Below are 17,031 nucleotides of genomic sequence, written 5' to 3'. Positions count from 1 at the left end.
TCGACATTGTTACCCCGTCACCCCGAGGAGGATGCACGTGCGTCTGGAGCCGATTCAAGAACTGTCTCCCCGCCAGGCCGAGATCAGTGCGCGGATAACCGCCCGCCGGGGCGGGACGCGTGGTCCGTTCCTGGTCTGGCTGCGCAGCCCGGACCTGTGTGAGCGCGTCGAGGAGCTCGGCGCCTACTGCCGTTTCGAGTCAGCCCTGCCGATGCGGCTGCGGGAGCTGTCGCTGCTGGTCGCCGCGCGGCATTTCGACGCGCAGTACTCCTGGAACGCGCACGTCGACAAGGCCGTCGAGGCCGGTGTGCAGCGGGAGTGCCTCGAGCGCTTGGCCCGGCGCGAGGAGCCGGGCTTCGAAGCCGACGACGAGCGGGTGGCGCACCGGTTCGCGACGGAGGTGCTCGAGCGTCACTTCGTCACCGACGAGACGTTCGCCGCGGGGCTGGCTGCCTTCGGCGAGCGAGGGCTGGTCGACCTCATCGGCTGCCTCGGCAACTTCTCGATGCTGGCCATGTTGCTCAACACCTTCCAGGTGGACCTGCAGGCGAACCGCCCGGCGCCGTTCCCGGACGTCCACGGCTTCGGCCGTGTCGAGCCCGAGTTCGCCGGCGGGACGCCATGACCGTCACCGCGCCGGAGGCGCACCGCCAGCCCGGCCGCGGCCGGGGCCGAGACCTGCGACGAGGCGCGCGCGCCGGCGGCCAGGGCCCGCACGGGCGAGGGCGGGGTCAGAAGGAGTGGCATGGCCACTCCGCGGGCTACCAGGGCGCCAGGTTCGCCGTCCTCACGGTCTGGGCGCTGCTGATCCTGGTCTACGGCCTGGCCGAGCCGGACACCTTCCTGACCACCGGCACCTTCCAGACGATCTTCGGAAGCCAGCAGGCGCTGGTGTTCCTCACCGCCGCGCTGCTGTGCACGATCTGCGTCGGGGAGTTCGTCGACCTGTCGGTGCCCTATGTCTTCGGGCTCGCCGCGATGATCGTGCCGGTGCTCAACGTTCAGCACGGGTGGAACGTCTGGCTCGCGAGCCTGGTCGCGATCGCGGTCGCCACCGCCTGCGGAGCCGTGAACGGCGCCCTGGTCGTGCGCGTCGGCGTGAACACGATCGTCGTGACGCTGGGTATGGGCACCTTCCTGCTCGGCATCGCGCTGTGGATCAGTCACCTGACCGCCGTGAGCGGGCTGCCGAGCAGCTTCTCGAAGATCGCGTTGCTTGACGTCGGCGGCCTGCCGATCAGCTTCTACGAGGGCCTCGCGCTCATGGCCGGCCTCGCCTACGTGCACCTGGCCACCCCGCTCGGGCGCAACATGCGTTTCGTCGCCGCCAACCGTGAGGTCAGCCGCCTCGCGGGCGTTCGGGTCAACCGGCTCCGGTTCGGCGCGTTCGTCGCCGCCGGCCTGATCAGCGGAATCGGCGGCGTGATCGCCACGGCGGCGACGGGCGGGTTCGACCCGATCGTCTCGCACAGCTACCTGATGCCCGTGTTCGCATCGGTGTTCCTCGGTACCGCGATCCTGCAGCCCGGGCGGTTCAATGCGCTGGGCACGCTGGTCGCCGTCTACTTCCTGGCCACCGGCATCCTCGGCCTGCAACTCATGGGCGTGGCCGCCTGGGTGTCCGACGTCTTCTACGGAGGCGTCCTGGTGATCGCCGTGACGATCTCCACGTTGCTGCACGCCCGCTCCTCCTGAATGCACGCGTGCGCCGGCCCGCCGGCAGGCGCGCCGCCGCACGCGTTCCTGAGATCCCTTGTTCTCCGCGGCCCGGTCGACACCTCGGCCGTTTCGCCCAGCGCTCCCACCACCCTCACCAGAAAGGTTCTCCACCGATGCGGACATCCCTGGGACCCATTCGCGAGCCAGCCCTCCCGGCACGGCAGTCATCCGCCCGCCATCTCCTCGCAGCCACCGCGTTAGCCATGGCGGCCCTGCTCGCCGCCGCAGGCTGCTCCACCGACTCGGACGACGAGTCCGAGGGCGGGGCGGCGTCAGCACCGCCGGCAGCCTCACCGTCCGGTGACCCGCTCGCGGCGACGGTCGAGAAGCTGCTGGAGCCGGCGTCGAGCCTGCCGGTCCCGACAGAGAAACTCGACGGTGTCGCCGCGCTGAAAGGCAAAACCGTCTACTACGTGCCGATCACCCAGCAGTCGTCCCAGTTCAAGATCATCGGCAGTGCGCTGACCGAGGCGCTGAACTCCGTCGGCGTCTCGGTGCAGGTCTGCAACGGCGGCGCCAATCCCACGACCATCAGCGCGTGCGTCAATCAGGCGATCGGCGCGAACGCCGGCGCGGTGGTCACCGACGCGATCCCGTACGGGATGGCCGCGAACGCGCTCGACACCGCGCAGGCCAAGAACATCCCGGTCCTGATCACCAACCAGATCATCGACCCGGCGCATCCCGCCAGCAAGACGCTCGGCTATGTCGAGGGCGGTGGCACCGCCCAGCTCACCGCGGTCGCGGACTGGATCATCGTCGATTCCGGGGGTGAGGCGAACATCGTCATCAACGGGTCGACTGACTCCCCGAGCTCGAGGGCGTACGTCGAGAGCTTCCAGGAGGAGATCTCCACGCACTGCGAGGACTGCAAGGTCACGGTCAACGAGATCTCGTCGGCGAACTTCCCGCTGATCTCCCCGTCGACCAGCTCGGCGATCCTGCGCACGCCTGGTGTCAACTACGTCATCTCCGAGTTCGACCAGTACCTGCAGCCGACGCTCGCCGGTGTCCAGCAGTCGGGCAAGATCACGTCGGTGAAGGGCGGGTCGGGCTCGGCGCAGCTGGCCGGCCTGCAGATGCTCGCGGCGAAGAACTTCCTCTACGTCGACGCGGGCCAGGCCTCGACCTTCCAGGGGTGGGTCGACGCCGACGCGGTGCTGCGGCTGATGCTCGGGACGCCGCTGCCGGAGTACGAGCCGGTGGTTCGGCTGTTCACCAGGGAGAACGTCACGGGCCTCAACCTGACCCCGGAGGGCGAGGCCACGGGCGAGTGGTACGGGCCCACGACCTTCCCCGCCCAGTTCAAGGCGCTGTGGGGACTGAGCTGACCCATGCAGACTTCCCAGCACGGTGCTCGGACGGAGTTCGCTGACCTGGCCGGATCCCCGGCCCTCGACGCCCGGGACGAAGCCGCGGCCGGGTTGGCGGCGATGGCCGCGCCTGACGGTCCGACCGGCTCTGCCAGCGCCGCGGGCCCGGTTCTCGCCCCGGCGAGCGTGCTCGCCGAGGTCGCCGCTCCCCGGCTGCGCGTCGAGAACGTGTCCAAGACCTTCGGCCGGCACCGGGCACTGCGGGAGGTCGGCCTGGACCTGCTGCCGGGGGAGATCCACGCACTGGTCGGCCAGAACGGATGCGGGAAGTCGACCCTCGCCAAGGTGCTGACCGGCTACCACGCGCCGGACCCGGGCGGACGGGTGCTGGTGGACGGGAGTCCGCTGCGGCTGCCGGTTCGGCCGCTGGAGGCCCGCGCGGCCGGGGTCGCCGTCGTCCACCAGAGCCTCGGCCTGGTCAACGAGGCGACGGTGGTCGAGAACCTGCGGGTCGGCCGGTTCCAGGCGGGCCGGCTGTCGCGGCGGATCCGCTGGGGGCACGAGCGGGCGGAGGCGTCGGCCCTGCTGGAGCGCCTCGGTCGGTCGCTGCCGCTGCACGTCCCGGTGGGCACCCTCGCGGAGGAGGCGCGGGCCGCCGTCGCGATCGCCCGGGCATTGCAGGACGCGTCCCCCGGCCGCGGGCTCATCATCTTCGACGAGTCGACCCGGTCGCTTGGACGGGAGGCACTGGAGCAGTTCTACGAGATCCTCGACGAGGTCGTCGGCACCGGCACCGCGGTCCTGCTGATCTCCCACCGGCTCGAGGAGGTCGTCGAGGCCGCCGACCGCGTGACCGTCCTGCGCGACGGGGTAGTCGTCGAATCGGGCCTGCTCACCGCGGGCCTGCGCGAGACGGACCTCGCCCGACTGGTGCTCGGCCGGGCGCTCGCCGGGTCCACGCGGTCCCCGGCGGCGGCGCTGGCCGGGCCAGCGTCCGCGGCCAGATCGGAGGCGGCCCCGAGCGTCGTCGCTCGTGGCCCGGGACCGCACGCGTCGCCCGGAGCCCCGGAAGGCCAGCGCGCGGCGGGGCCGGCGCGGGCCGCCGCGGGGGAGGGGCTGATCGAACTGGCCGGGGTGACCGGCGCCGTGGCCACGGACCTCAGTCTCCGGCTGGCACGCGGCGAGATCGTCGGTATCACCGGGCTCGCCGGCTCCGGGTACGACGAGCTGCCCTACCTGGTCACCGGGGCACGCCGGGCCCGCGCGGGCCTGCTGTCGATCGACGGCGCGACGCTGGCGTTGGCCGAGCTCGACAGCCGGGCCGCGATCGCGGCCAGGGTGGTCCTGGTCCCGGAGGCGCGCGAGCACGCGGGACTCGCGCTGGACCAGACCATCGCCGAGAACGTCCTGCTGCCGCGCACGGGCCGGCAGCGGCGCGGGCTCGCGCCCGTTCGGCGCGACCGGGAGCGGTCGTTCGTGAAGCACTGGATCAACGCCGTCGACGTCCGCCCGCCGGCGCCCGAGATGACGGTCGGCAAGCTCTCCGGCGGCAATCAGCAGAAGGTGCTGATGGCCAAGTGGCTCGCGGCCCGGCCGCGGCTCCTGGCGTTGCACGAGCCCACCCAGGCGGTCGACGTGGGGGCGCGCGCGACCATCACGGCCGCGATCCGCGCGGCGGCCGGGCAGGGCTGCGCGGTGCTCGTCGCAGGCACGGACGAGAACGAGCTGGCGCTGCTGTGCGACCGGGTACTGGTCGTCCAGGAGGGGCGGCTCGCCGCCGAACTCGGCGGCGGCGGCGTCACACCGGAGGCCATCGTCGCCGCGACCTACGCAGGCGGCGCCCGGCGTCTCCTGCGCCCTTCGGCAGCGCGTGGGACCACGCCGGCGGCTCCGCCGGACGCGCGGCCAGACCCGCCGGAACAGCCGGGCTCACCACAGCCACCTGCTGGCGTCTCGGACTGACCGGCTGCAGAACGCCACGGCCGGCGGAGCCATCGGCCGGCCGGGTGGAGATGCGCCGATGGCGCTGAGAGAGGTACGTTCCAGCGCCATCGGGGCGGCCCGACGGGAGGTGAGGCTCATGGACCGGATCGTCCTCATGCGCAGCTTCGTCCAGGTGGGTGAGGAGGGCAGCTTCAGCCGGGCCGCGCGCAGGCTGGGAATCTCCGGCTCGCTGGTCTCCCGGCACGTCGCCGAGCTGGAGAAGCAGCTCGACATCCGGCTGGTCAACCGGACCGCCCGGGCGGTGACGCTGACGGCCGCCGGGCGGCGATACCACGACTTCGCCGACCGGATGCTGCACGAGCTGGACGCCGAGGAAGCGGCCCTGCGCGGGATGCGGGAGCGCGCGGAGGGCCCGCTCGCGGTGATCTGCCCGAAGTGGATCGGGAACCTGGACCTGGGAGAGGCAATCGCCGACTTCGCGGTCGACCATCCGAAGATCCACGTGCGGTTCGAGGTCGGCGGGATGTCGGACCGGGCGTTCGACTTCCTCGACCAAGGCTACGACGTCGCCTTCCACACCCGGGATCTACGCGACTCGACGATGCTCATCCGAAAACTCGCCGACATCGACTTCGTGCTCTGCGCGTCGCCGGACTACCTGGGCGCACGCCCGCCGCTGAAAGAGCCGAACCAGCTTTCCGAGCACGACTGCCTCGTGCATCTCAACGACCCGATCTGGCACCTGCGCGGCAACGGCCGGGAGGTGCATTCGAAGGTGCTGACGGCCGTGTACTCGTCGAACAGCTACCTGACGCTGCGCAAGGCCGCCGTGCGGGGTAGAGGGCTCGCGCTGATGCCCATTCGGACGGTCGCCGCGGACTTGGCGGGCGGTCAGCTCGAACGTGCGCTGCCCGATTACCGCGGGCCGGAGCGGTCCCTGTACGCCGTGCACTCGCCGGGCGCGCACACCCTGCGTCGGGTCCGGGTTTTCCTCGATTACATCACTACCTGGTTCACCCGCAACCCGATGACGGCGGGCTGACTCTCCGAATCCCGAATCATCAGTGTTCATTAAAAACGCGGCCGGGCGGGCCGCCGGCATTAGCCGCGGCCGTAGGCTCGGCCATATCCGCACGACGGCCCCCGCCGTGCGTGCTCAGACAGGAGCGCCCAGCGATGACGATCAAACGCATCGAGCGGGCCGTCTACGGCGTGGACGACATGGTGACCTGCCGCCGATTCTTCGAGGATTTCGGCCTGGCCCTGGTCGGTGATCCCGGAGACGACCGCGTGGTCCTGGCGACCCGTACCAACCAGGTCGTGGAGCTGCGCCGGCGCGCGGACCCGACGCTGCCCCCCGCCCTCGAACCAGGGAGCACGCTGCGCGAGCTGGTCTGGGGCGTCGACGACCAGGCCAGCCTCGACCGGCTGGTCGAGGGCCTGCGCAAGGACCGCCCGGTCACCGTCGACGCCGACGGCGTCGCGCACACCCACGACGAGACCGGATTCGGGCTCGGCCTCGCGGTGGCCGCCGAGACCCGTCCCACCGTCGCGCAGCCCGCGGTGAACCGGCCGGGCGCCGTGCGTCGCTGGAACACCCCGCTCGCCCCGCCGGACGGCCCGGTCCGGCCACTGCGGATCTGCCACATCGCCTGGAACATCCCGAAGGAGGGCAGGCAGGCAGCGGTCGCGTTCTACGTCGAGCGGCTCGGATTCCGGATCACCGACGACGTGCTGCCGATGGGCACCTTCCTACGGGCCGACGGCGACGACGACCAGCACACCCTGCTGCTGTGCCACCGGCCGGACCGCGCTGGCGTCAACCATACGGCCTACGAGGTGGCCGGCTTCGACGAGGTGATCCTCGGCGGTAACCAGATGATCGAACGTGGCTGGCGGGAGTCGCGCCGCCTCGGCCGGCACACCGTCGGCTCGAACGTCTTCCGGTTCGTGCAAGCCCCGTCCGGCGGCCGGGTCGAGTACGCCGCCGACATGGACCGGGTCGACGACACCTACCCGGCCCGGGTGCACGAGACCAGCCCGCCGCACCACCTGTGGACCCTGCACGCGAACCGGGACGGTGCCGAATGACCATGCAGACGGCCACACCTGGCCGCGCCGCGGCCGAGGCCCGGTACCCGGAGCTGGCCCTGTACGTCGACGGCCAGTGGACCCAGGGCAGCGGGGCCCGGCGCGAGCCGGTACTCAACCCGGCGACCGGGCAGGTCCTCGGGGAGGTGCCGCTGGCCGAGCGGGCCGACCTGGACGCCGCCGTCGCCGCCGCCGGGCGGGGCTTCGCGCTGTGGCGTGACCTCCCTGTCGAGCGGCGCACGGCGATTCTGCGCCGCGCCGCCGACCTGCTGCGCGCCCAGGCCAACGAGATCGGCCGGGTGATGACCCTGGAAGAGGGCAAGCCACATGGCGAGGCCACCGGCGAGGTGACACGAGTCGCCACGCTGCTGGACTGGGACGCTGAGGAGGGCCGGCGCGCCTACGGCCGGATCATTCCGACCGGGCCGGGGGAGACCCTCACAGTGACCAGGGCGCCGGTCGGCCCGGTCGCCGCGTTCACCCCGTGGAACTTCCCGGCGGGCGGCCCGATGCGCAAGATTGCGGCGGCTCTCGCGGCCGGATGCTCGATCGTCATCAAGGCGTCGGAGGAGACACCGGGCACCGCGAACCTGCTGGTGCGCGCGTTCGAAGAGGCCGGTCTGCCGGCAGGTGTGCTCAACCTGGTCTTCGGGGTACCGAGCGAGGTCTCCGAGCACCTGATTGCCGCGCCAGAGATCCGGTTCGTGGCGTTCACCGGGTCGGTGCCGGTCGGCAAGCACCTCGCGGGCCTGGCAGCCGCCGCGATGAAACCGACGATCATGGAGTTGGGTGGGCACGCGCCGGTCATCGTCTGCGAGGACGTCGACCCGGCCGAGGCCGCGCGCTCCTGCGCCCGCGGGAAGTTCGTCAACGCCGGGCAGGTCTGCACCTCGCCGAGCCGGTTCTACGTCCACGAGAGCGGCTACGACACGTTTGTGGACGTGTTCGCCGAAGCCGCCGCGGCCGTCCGGGTGGGCGACGGGCTCGCGCCCGGCGTGATGATGGGCCCGCTGGCGAACCCGCGCCGGCGCGCGGCCGTGGACGCGATGGTCACCGACGCGCGGGCACGCGGGGCGCGGGTGCTCACCGGCGGCGAGGTGCCGGACGGGCCGGGGTACTTCTACCCGCCGACCGTGCTCGTCGACGTGCCCGAAGACGCGGCGATCCTGCGTGAGGAGCCGTTCGGCCCGCTCGCGCCCATCCTGCCGTTCTCCGACCTCGACGAGGCGATCAGCCGGGCCAACGCGCTGCCCTACGGCCTGGCGGCCTATGGCTTCACCCATCGCGCCGACCTCGCGGCGAGGCTCGCCCGGGCGTTCGAGGCGGGCATCCTGTCGATCAACCACGTCGGCGGCTCGGTGCCGCAGGCCCCGTCGGGTGGCGTCAAGGAGAGCGGCCATGGCCGCGAGGGCGGCTCGGAGGGCCTGGAGGGCTACCTGGTCACCAAGCGGGTCGCCCACCGGATGCAGATCTGATGCGCTGGTGTCGGTTCCGTGGCCTCGCCGCGCCCGGCGGCCGGCCCGACGCGGCGCGGTTCGGCGTCGTCGAGGACGACGAGACCGTCCGGCCGGTCGACGGTGACCTGTTCGGCGAGTTCCGACCGCGCGACGAGTGGCTGTCGCTCACCGACGTGGAGCTGCTGCCACCAGTCGTGCCGAACACGTTCTTCGCGGTCGGGCTGAACTACACCGCGCACATCCACCACGCCCAGGCACGCGGGATGACGGCCGCGAAGGTGCCGGAACGCCCGGAGGTCGGTTACCGGGCCAACAGCGCTCTGGTCGGCCATGGCGCCGCCGTCGTGAAGCCCGCGGACTGCGCCGGCCGGTTCGAGGCCGAGGCCGAACTGGTGGCCGTGATCGGCCGGCCGGCGCGCCGGTGCACCCGGGAACAGGCACGCCGGGCCGTCTTCGGCTGGACCATCGGCAACGACGTGTCCGCCCGCGACTGGCAGCACACGGACCGGACCCTGTGGCGGGCGAAGAACAGCGACACGTTCAAGCCGATGGGCCCCTGGATCGAGACCGACGTCGACCCGATGGGCTCACGCACGCTCGTCGCCGTCGGCGGCGACACGGTCGCCGAGTTCGCCACCGGTGCCATGGTGTTCGACCCCTACGACTACATCGTGGAGATCTCCAGGTACATCACCCTGTCGCCTGGCGACGTGCTGTGGATGGGCACAGACGCTGTGGTCGAAATGCCGGTCGGCAAGGCACTCGGCGTGACGATCACGGGAATCGGGACTCTTTCGAACCCCGTCGTCCAGGAAATGTAGAACAGGAAGACCGGCGAACGGAAAACCAGTGGAGAAGTGATGAGTAGCCGTCCCGCCTATATCCACCACGTAAACTTCCCGACCACGGACCCCGAGCGCACCAAGGAGTGGTACTCCAGGGTGTTCGGCCTCAAGGCCATCACCCCGAAGAGCAACACCAGGGTCGTCCTGATGACGCGCGGCAACTTCGACCTTCACTTCACGCCGGTCGAGGAGATGGACCGCATGTCCCCGTACCACTTCGCGATCGAGGTGGAGGACTGGGACGGCTTCCTGGAGCACCTCCGGGACGTCGGCGTCCGGCACACCCGGCCGATCGAGCGTCCGGAGAACAACTCCAAGTTCTGCTATATCCACGACCCGGACCACACCATGATCGAGCTCGTCTGGCATGGCCGGCGCCCCGGCGCGGGCGGCCCCCCTGGCGCCGGCGCCCCGCGCGGGGCGGGCAGCGCGCCGGGAGCCGACGGGCCAGGCGTCGGCGTGCCTGGCGGGCCCGCGGCCGGTAGCGCAGCCGGACAGGGAGACTGACATGGCGTTCGCAACCTCGGCCGACGGCGCACGGATCTACTACGAGACCCACGGCGCCGGGCCCGGAATCCTGTTCGTGCACGGCTCCGGCGGCCACCACGCCGCCTGGTGGCAGCAGGTCCCGCACCTGCGCGATCGGTACACGGTGGTGACCCTGGACCTGCGCGGCTTCGGCCGGTCGGACTCGGAGATGGACGAGTTCGACAGTCGCCGATTCCCCGACGACATCCTCGCGGTCCTCGAGGCCAGCGGCGTCGACCGGGCCGTGCTCGTCGGCCAGTCGATCGGCGCCGCCGCCGCGCTGAAGGCGGCATTGCGTGCCCCGGACCGCGCCGCCGGCGTCGTGCTGGCCCACTCGCTCGGCGGGATCGACCACCCCGACCTGGCCGCCCGGGTGCGCGCTGACCGGGCGGAGGCCGAGAAGCTGCCCGTCCTCGACCGGCTGCTCACCCCGCACTTCCGTGAGGTCGACCCGGCCAGGACCTTCCTGTTCCGGCAGATGGGCACGTTCAACGCGGCCAAGATGGCCGACCTGCGCAACCTCAACACCGACGGGCCGACCGTCGAGGAGGTCGCCGCCTCGGGCATCCCGATCTGCTTCCTCGCCGGGGGCCGGGACGCCGTGCTGCGGCCTGAGACGGTCCGTGCCGCGGCCGCGCTGCTGCCGGCCGCGACGCTTGAGCTCGTCGCCGCCGGTCCGCACTCGATGTACTGGGAGGTGCCGGCGCTGTTCAACGCCAGCCTCGACAGATTCCTCGCGACCGTCTACAGCGCCGAGAAGCCGGCGCTGTCAACCTCAGGAGCGTCGACGTGACCTCGTCCCCCACCCTCGCCGAGGCCCGCGCACTCGTGGACGAGGCCCGCGCGCTGGGCCTGGAGCTGGGCAAGGCGCTCAGCATCGCCGTCGTCGACTACGGAGGATTCGTCGTGCTCGTCGAGCGAATGGACGGCGCCCGGCCGATGACACCGAGCATCGCCCTCTCCAAGGCCTACTCGGCCGCCGTGATGCAGCGGCCCACCGAGATGCTGGAGGGCTGGCGCGACTCCGACCCCGTCTTCTTCGCCCACGTCGGGCGCATGGGCCACCACCCGATCATCGCCACCAAGGGCGGCTTCGCGCTCAAGCGCGACGGCGCGATCCTCGGCGGCGTCGGGATCTCGGGCGGCAGCCCCGACGAGGACCAGCGGATCTGCGAGCAGATCGTGAAAACGGCCGGCTTCGAGACGGACTTCGCTGCCTGGTCCGGCGCGCGGAAGGAGACCGGCCGTGGCTGACGACTTCAAATACCACATCGACCACCACGGCAGCCTGCTCACCCCACCCGACCTGGCGGAGTCCCGGGCCGCCGGAGGCGACCCGGGCGACGGCGCCGAGGACGCCGCCGTCGCCCGGGCGCTGCGGACGCAGCGCCGCCTGGGGCTTTCGGCGCTGTCCGACGGCGAGTACCGCCGGCGCGACCACCTGTCCGTCGTCCATGACGGTGTCGCCGGATTCGGGCCCGCTGGTGCGGCCGCCGGACCGCTCGCCCGCCTCGTCGGCGGCCGGCACGCGCCCGAGACCCGGGCGTGGGCCGACGCGCCAGCCGAGCGTGGCCGGCTGGCCAAGCACGAGACCGACTTCGTGCTCTCGGTGTCGCAGCGGCCAGTCATGATCGCGCTTCCCGCGCCGGGCTTCGTCGCCGAACTCGCCGCGCAGGCCACGACGGCGGCCGGGGCGCGGCCGCCTGCGGACGCGGGGGACGGACTCGCCCGGATCCTGCGAGACGAGATCGCCGCCCTGGCCGCCGACGGGGTCCGCTACGTGCTGCTGACCAACCCGGCCTATGGCTTCCTGCTCACGCAGCCCGGCCGGGCGCAGGCCGCCGAACTGGGCCTCGACGCGGACGCGGTGGTCGAACGGATGCTCGCCACCGACGGGGAGGTGCTCGCCGGGCTCGAGGCGCCGGCGGAATTCCGCGTCGGCCTTGACGTCACGACCGCCGGGGCCGCCTCCGGGCCCTACGCCGCCGCCGCTGTGACCGCCTTCCTCAGCCGGCTGCCGTTCGGCAGGCTGTGCGTCGAGTTCGGCCGCGACGGTGCGCGCCGGTTCCCGCTCGCCGCCGTGCCGGCCGGTCTCGTGCTGTCGCTCGGCGTCGTGGATGTGAGCGACCCAGGGCTGGAGGACGTCGACGAACTGGTCGGCCGCATCGACGCGGCGGCGGAGACCGTCGACATCGACGACATCGCGATCTCGACCAACGGCGGGTTCCACGCCTCCCCAGCCCAGATCGACGAGGGCATCCAGCACGGCAAACTGCAGCGGGTGGAGATGGTGGCCCGGTACTTCTGGGGCAACGAGCTGTAGGCCGCCGCACGGAACATACCGGACGCACCGGCCTCGGCCAAGCCGCTTCGCCTTGGCCGGGGCCGGTCGTCAGGGGCGATGACGCGATGCCCGTCGCCGAATCCGGCCCGCGGTCAACAGATTGCCTGCCATCGGTGCGATCGCGCTTCCAGCAGCGGGCTCTGTCCCGGGTGCTGGTGAAGGTGACTTCGATGGTGTAGCTCTGCGCGGTCTGGGTGGTGTTGATGACGACGACGGCGGCGGTGGTGGGGAGGCCGGGCTCGTAGTCGACGGCGCAGGACGCGAGCCACGCCTCGGTGGTGGGAGGTGGAGTCAGGCGTGTCGCCGGGGGCGTGTCCGGCGGGGCGGTCACGGGCCTGGTTCGAAAGGCGGATCGGTGTCAGTCAGGTCCGGGACGGCGGGCGGGGTTTCGGCGGTGGGACCGGTCTGGGCGGCAGGGGGTTCGGGGGTGGGGGTGAGGTCGGTGGCGGCGTGGAGGGCGGCGAGGGCCGCGGTGACGAAGCGGGGCTGGTCGGGGTGGGTGGTGATCCAGGGGCGGCGGGCGAGAAGGTCGGTGAGGTGGGTGTCGGCCTGGGCGCACGCGGTGTTGAAGAGCTGCTGGTGGACTTCGAGGCGGCCGTGGATGGGATCGTCGATCTGGATGAGGTCGCCGAGGTGGCGCAGGGTCGCGCCGTTCTGGGTCCTGGTCGGCGCGGGGATGGGGGCGGTGTGTTCGGGGTCGAGGGCGGGATTGGACGGGGTGCCGGTTGGCAGGATGGTGACGAAAGGGCCGTGGCGGGCGTCGGCGACGAAGCTGCTTTCGCGGACGGTGGGCAGGACCTCGCCGGCTTGCAGGGGGAGCCCGGCGGTCTTGCGGGCCCGCAGGAGGGCGGTGGTGGTGGGCCAGGCGGTGCCGCGCAGGGGAATGACACCCTCGGCGTTGAGGATGACCGGGGGCAGCGGGGTGTTGTGGGGCTGGATCTCGTAGCGGCGGTGGTCGCCGTCGGCGAAGGCGCGTAGCACGGTGCCGGTGTGGAAGCGGGGGTCGTCGATGGTGGCGACGACGGCGCCGAGGGTGAGCACGACGGGGCCGTCGGGACCGGTGGTGGCGGGGGCGGGGGTGGCGAGCGTGGGTGTGCAGTGCCAGGGACCGGCGCGCAGCGCCCAGCTGGGGTGGTCGCGCCAGGGGTGACCGGGCAGGTCGGCGGCGTCGGGTCGCCACAGGTAGGCCTGGCCGGTGGTGTCCTCGACGGCGGCGAGGATCGTGCCGGTGGCACGCAGGGCCTGGTTGTCGCGGTGGACGACGACGCGGGTGCCCGGAGGGTAGGGCGGGTCGGGTGGGAAGGACGCGGCGGCGGCGAGCAGCTGGTGGTGGCGGTTGAGGAAGGCGTGTTGGCGGGGGGTGCCGTCGGTGTCGTCCAGGCCGCGGCGGATCGCGCGCACGAGGACGGTGCTGATCGCGTCGTCGGCGTGGCGGTCGTCCCATTCGGGCAGGTCGTCGTGGGCGCCGGCGAACAGGACGGCGGGTTGCTGGCCGGGCAGGAGTTCGCTGATGCGGTAGCCGAGTACCGGCCCGTCGGCGCTGACCCCGGCGAACAGGTCGACGCGGACGGCGCCCTGTTCCCAGCGGCAGACGGGGTCTTCGGCGGTCAGGAGCCGGCCGTAGCTGTAGGTCGGCTGGTCGGTGACGTGGACCAGGCTGGTGCGGGTGGGCCGGGCGAGGGCGCGGGCGACGTCGTCGGGCAGCGGACGCGCGGACTGGGCGTGCTGCCCGCGGCGGGGGACGGTGGGGCGCAGCAGGTTCTGCGCGGGTAGGGGGATCGCCCAGCCGAGGGTCTCCTCCAGCGCGGCGAGGGAGGGCTGGGCCGTGGTCCACACCGGCGTGAGGGTGCCGGTGCCAGCGGGGTCCGTGGCCAGTTCGGCGGTGACCCGCATACCCTCGTCGGTCTTGCCGAGCGTCGCGCCGAGGCGCCAGATCCCTGAGTCGGTCGTGATCTCGATCGCGGGCCGGTGGTCGCCGGCGTCCGGCCGCGGAGGGCTCATCCCATCCTGCCTTCCTGAGGTCGCGGGAGCGGCCGGGCCGGTGAGTCGGTGGTGGTGAGGGCGTTCAGGATGTCGGTGGTGTGGAGGCGGTAGACGCGGCTGTGGCGCTGGACGGGAACGGGGAAGCGGCCCTCGCGGGCGAGGGTGTACGCGAGGGTGCGGCCGAGGTTGAAGGCCCTCGCGGCGGTCATGAGGTCGATGGCGGCGGGAAGCCGGCGGATCTCGTCGAGGGTGAGCGGTGTGGGCATGAGGGTCCCCTGGTTGGTGGCGAGGGCGGTCACAGGCCACAGTCGGCCACGTCCGGCGGTGGCGCGGCGAGGCCGGGCTCGCTGTCCGCCGCTACCGCCTGGCCGGCGGGTGGGGCCGCAGGGTGCGCGGCGTCGCGGGGGACGAGGGTGCGCGCGGCGTTGGACAGCGACGGCGCGGTGCCGCGGCCGGGGGTGGGGGTTGGTGGTTCGGCGTCGGCGGCCCTGGCCAGGGCGCCGGTGACCGAGGCCGACGGGGCGGGGGTAGCGAGAAGCGCGGGTGCGGGGTGCAGGGCGTCGCCGGCGAGGAGGCGGGGGTAGCGGGCGACGAAGGCATGGGTGCGGGTGGGATGGGGTTGGGTCTGGTAGCCGGCGAAGTGGGCGAGGGCGGCGCGGGCGGCGTCGTCGAGGAGCGGGTTGGTCAGTGGGGTGTGCGGTCGGGCGGGGTGTGGCTGGGGAGCCGGGTTGTGGCCGTCGGGGCCGCGGGGCCGGTCGGCGGCGTCGGTGGGACTGAGGCGCTGGGCGAGTTCGGTGAGGTGGTCGAGGTGGCCGCGGGCGAGCTCGGTGAGGCCCGAGGCGCCGAGGGCGGCGGGCAGGACGCGTGCGAGGTGGTCGAGGTGGGTCTGTTCGGCGGGCGTGCCGAGGAGCCAGCCGTGGCGGTGGCAGACGGCTTGCAGCGCGGTGTGGCTGAGGTCGGTCGGGCTGGTGACGGGGATGGCGCGGGTGGCGATGGCACGCAGGGCGTCGGTGTTCACGGCGGGGCCGTTGGTGGCGAGCTGGGCGGCGAGGGCGGGGTGGGTGAGATGGGTGACGCCGAGCGCGAGCCGTGCGTCGTCGGCGGTGCGCAGGGCGGTGGCGGTGAGCCAGTCGCGGCCGGCGGCGGCGGCGCGGACGGTGGCGTCGAGAGCCGCGAAGGCCCGTGCGGCGCCGTGCCAGCCGACGAGGTCGTCGCGGGCCGCGCCGCCGGCGCCGGGTGGGAGCCGGGCGGGGATGGTGAACAGGATGTCGGCGGGGACGCCGTGATGCAGGGCGTGGGTGAGCAGGAGAAGGCGGGGCAGGTCGGGGGTGGAGTGGGCCTCGGCGTGGGCGACGTGGGCGCGGGCGAGGTAGGTGTCGAGGGCGAGCGGCAGGTTGCGGTCGGCCAGCGCGTCGAGGGCGGGTTCGCCGTGGCGGGTCGGGGCGGACAGGCCGGCGGCCCGCAGCAGGTCACCGACACCGACCGCGGTGACGACGAGGTCGGCAAGGTCAACATGGCGGTGGCGGGCGACGAGGGCCAGGGCGTGCGTACGGGCCGCGGCGGGCTGGTCGTGGGTGAGAGTGGCGACATCGTGCAGGGCGGCGAGTAGCACGTCGCGGGGCGCGTCCGTGGTGGGGCGGTAGGGGCCGCGGGCCGCGCGCAGGTCGGCGGCGGTGGCGCCGGCATGGGCGCGGCGCGGAGGGTAGCCGGCGGTCGGGGGCAGGCTGTGGCGGGGCCAGAAGGGATGGGAACGCGTGGGCAGGTCGTGGGTGCGGTCACGTGGCGCCGGTCCGACGCCGCGGGCCAGGCGGGCGGGGTCGTTGCTCGTGGGGGTGGGGTCGCTCACCGCCGGCTCCTCGAGATGCGGGTCATGGGGTTGGGACTGCTGGCGGCTGGGCGGGCCGGTCCGAGCGGGGTTGTGTTCGACCGGCCCGGTGCGCGGGGGTGCCCCCTGGGGGCCCGGGATCGGCGTCCTGGGGTGTGGGGGCGGGCTGGTTCCGGTTCCGGTTCCGGGTCGTCGGGGCCGGTGGGTTCGGGCGGGAGGGTGCGGCGGCGCAGGACAGCCAGGTCGTGGGCGCGGGTCGTGGCGGTGTGCGCGAGAGCGCGGGCGGTGGCGCGGCGGTGGGTGGGGAGCAGGACCCAGGTGTTGACGGTTTCGCGGCAGGCGAGAAGACGCCTGCCGGCGCGGACGGCGACGACGCCGGCCTCGGCGAGCTGGCGGATCAGGGCGGGGGCGGCCGGGTCGCCGCGGGTCTGGGCGTGTAGCGCGGCGGCGGCGAGCGCGCGGGTCGGATCGTCATCGGTCCCGGGGCCGGGCTCGTCGGGGAGACGGATGATGGTGGGCCGGTCAAGGGCGGTGAGGTTCCACGGGGGCGTGGGCGGCTTGTCGGCCCGCGGGGTCGGTTGCATGGTCCTGCCTGATCGGGGTGTCGGCCGCTGTGCGTGGGTCAGGGCGTGCGGAGGACGGGCGCCGGCTCGGCCGGTCGCCAGGTCTGGGCGGGTCACCAGAGGTCGGGGCTGGGCAGGTCGGGAGGGCTGTCGGGCTCGGCCAGGCCGGCCGGCGGCGCGCGATGGGGCGGCTGGACCTCGCCGGGAACCGGGGTAGGCGTCTGGTCCGCGCCCAAGGGCGGACTGCCGGCCGCCGGCAGGTGCCGGTCCGCGGCGGCCGAGGCGCCAGCGGCACGGTGCCCGCCGGGTGCGGTCGGCGTGTCCGAGGCGGGGTGACGTGGGGCGGTGTCGGTGTCCGAAGGGCCGTCGGGGCGGGGCTTCGGAGCCGGGCGTCGCGCGGACTGGTCACGAAACGGAAT

The 17,031-nt window shown here is 73.1% G+C and carries 15 protein-coding genes and 2 pseudogenes; 12 read left to right on the top strand and 5 right to left on the bottom strand.

Annotation, left to right across the window (positions count from 1 at the left end; translation table 11 throughout):
• The first annotated feature begins 31 nt into the window (after window positions 1-31).
• The 12 genes and pseudogenes from I6A81_RS15105 (at window position 32) to I6A81_RS15050 (ending at window position 12,220) form a co-directional block, all read left to right on the top strand.
• Window positions 32-625 (top strand): carboxymuconolactone decarboxylase family protein, encoded by a 594-nt coding sequence (locus I6A81_RS15105; RefSeq protein ID WP_407661305.1) that lies wholly within the window; start codon window positions 32-34, stop codon window positions 623-625.
• Window positions 622-1,695: an ABC transporter permease gene (locus tag I6A81_RS15100; RefSeq protein WP_203000718.1), complete on the top strand. Its 1,074-nt coding sequence runs from the start codon at window positions 622-624 to the stop codon at window positions 1,693-1,695. The genes I6A81_RS15105 and I6A81_RS15100 overlap by 4 nt, the downstream gene beginning before the upstream one ends.
• Window positions 1,696-1,922: 227 nt before the next feature.
• Complete coding sequence (locus I6A81_RS15095; protein ID WP_238428437.1) at window positions 1,923-3,050, top strand: sugar ABC transporter substrate-binding protein; 1,128 nt, start codon at window positions 1,923-1,925, stop codon at window positions 3,048-3,050.
• A gap of 3 nt (window positions 3,051-3,053) precedes the next feature.
• A complete protein-coding gene (locus I6A81_RS15090) occupies window positions 3,054-4,994 on the top strand; it encodes an ATP-binding cassette domain-containing protein (protein ID WP_238428438.1) in 1,941 nt (646 codons plus the stop codon).
• A 118-nt stretch (window positions 4,995-5,112) separates the two neighbouring features.
• Window positions 5,113-6,018, top strand: coding sequence for a LysR family transcriptional regulator (locus tag I6A81_RS15085; protein WP_203000722.1), 906 nt, complete (start codon window positions 5,113-5,115; stop codon window positions 6,016-6,018).
• A 134-nt stretch (window positions 6,019-6,152) separates the two neighbouring features.
• Entirely contained in the window at window positions 6,153-7,067 is a 915-nt protein-coding gene (locus I6A81_RS15080; protein WP_203000724.1) for a VOC family protein, read from the top strand.
• A gap of 2 nt (window positions 7,068-7,069) precedes the next feature.
• The gene (locus I6A81_RS15075; protein WP_407661306.1) at window positions 7,070-8,542 is read left to right on the top strand and encodes an NAD-dependent succinate-semialdehyde dehydrogenase; all 1,473 of its coding nucleotides are present in this window, start codon (window positions 7,070-7,072) and stop codon (window positions 8,540-8,542) included.
• Window positions 8,542-9,345 carry a fumarylacetoacetate hydrolase family protein gene (locus I6A81_RS15070; protein ID WP_203000728.1) on the top strand — a complete coding sequence of 268 codons (804 nt, stop codon included), beginning with the start codon at window positions 8,542-8,544 and terminating at the stop codon, window positions 9,343-9,345. Before I6A81_RS15075 ends, I6A81_RS15070 begins: the two co-directional genes overlap by 1 nt.
• Window positions 9,346-9,384: 39 nt before the next feature.
• Window positions 9,385-9,750: pseudogene (locus I6A81_RS15065) on the top strand (VOC family protein); the annotation flags it as partial.
• Window positions 9,751-9,877: 127 nt separating this feature from the next.
• Window positions 9,878-10,690: an alpha/beta fold hydrolase gene (locus tag I6A81_RS15060; protein WP_203000732.1), complete on the top strand. Its 813-nt coding sequence runs from the start codon at window positions 9,878-9,880 to the stop codon at window positions 10,688-10,690.
• Window positions 10,687-11,151, top strand: coding sequence for a GlcG/HbpS family heme-binding protein (locus I6A81_RS15055; RefSeq protein WP_203000734.1), 465 nt, complete (start codon window positions 10,687-10,689; stop codon window positions 11,149-11,151). The genes I6A81_RS15060 and I6A81_RS15055 overlap by 4 nt, the downstream gene beginning before the upstream one ends.
• Window positions 11,144-12,220 carry a uroporphyrinogen decarboxylase/cobalamine-independent methonine synthase family protein gene (locus tag I6A81_RS15050; RefSeq protein ID WP_203000736.1) on the top strand — a complete coding sequence of 359 codons (1,077 nt, stop codon included), beginning with the start codon at window positions 11,144-11,146 and terminating at the stop codon, window positions 12,218-12,220. The genes I6A81_RS15055 and I6A81_RS15050 overlap by 8 nt, the downstream gene beginning before the upstream one ends.
• A gap of 348 nt (window positions 12,221-12,568) precedes the next feature.
• On the opposite strand, the gene I6A81_RS15045 is transcribed toward I6A81_RS15050, so the two are convergent.
• From I6A81_RS15045 to I6A81_RS43420, 5 genes and pseudogenes are all read right to left on the bottom strand, one after another.
• Window positions 12,569-14,242 (bottom strand): hypothetical protein, encoded by a 1,674-nt coding sequence (locus I6A81_RS15045; protein ID WP_203000738.1) that lies wholly within the window; start codon window positions 14,240-14,242, stop codon window positions 12,569-12,571.
• Window positions 14,239-14,523: a hypothetical protein gene (locus tag I6A81_RS15040; RefSeq protein ID WP_203000740.1), complete on the bottom strand. Its 285-nt coding sequence runs from the start codon at window positions 14,521-14,523 to the stop codon at window positions 14,239-14,241. Before I6A81_RS15040 ends, I6A81_RS15045 begins: the two co-directional genes overlap by 4 nt.
• Window positions 14,520-16,070, bottom strand: a complete 1,551-nt coding sequence (locus I6A81_RS15035) for a hypothetical protein (protein ID WP_203010213.1) — start codon at window positions 16,068-16,070, stop codon at window positions 14,520-14,522. Before I6A81_RS15035 ends, I6A81_RS15040 begins: the two co-directional genes overlap by 4 nt.
• A complete protein-coding gene (locus I6A81_RS15030; RefSeq protein WP_203000744.1) occupies window positions 16,067-16,633 on the bottom strand; it encodes a hypothetical protein in 567 nt (188 codons plus the stop codon). The genes I6A81_RS15035 and I6A81_RS15030 overlap by 4 nt, the downstream gene beginning before the upstream one ends.
• 92 nt (window positions 16,634-16,725) lie before the next feature.
• A pseudogene (locus I6A81_RS43420) lies at window positions 16,726-17,031 on the bottom strand (hypothetical protein); the annotation flags it as partial.

The sequence above is a fragment of the Frankia nepalensis genome (assembly GCF_016786325.1).
GTDB classification, from domain to species: Bacteria; Actinomycetota; Actinomycetes; order Frankiales; family Frankiaceae; genus Pseudofrankia; species Pseudofrankia nepalensis.
This window is presented reverse-complemented; position numbering and strand designations above follow the sequence as displayed.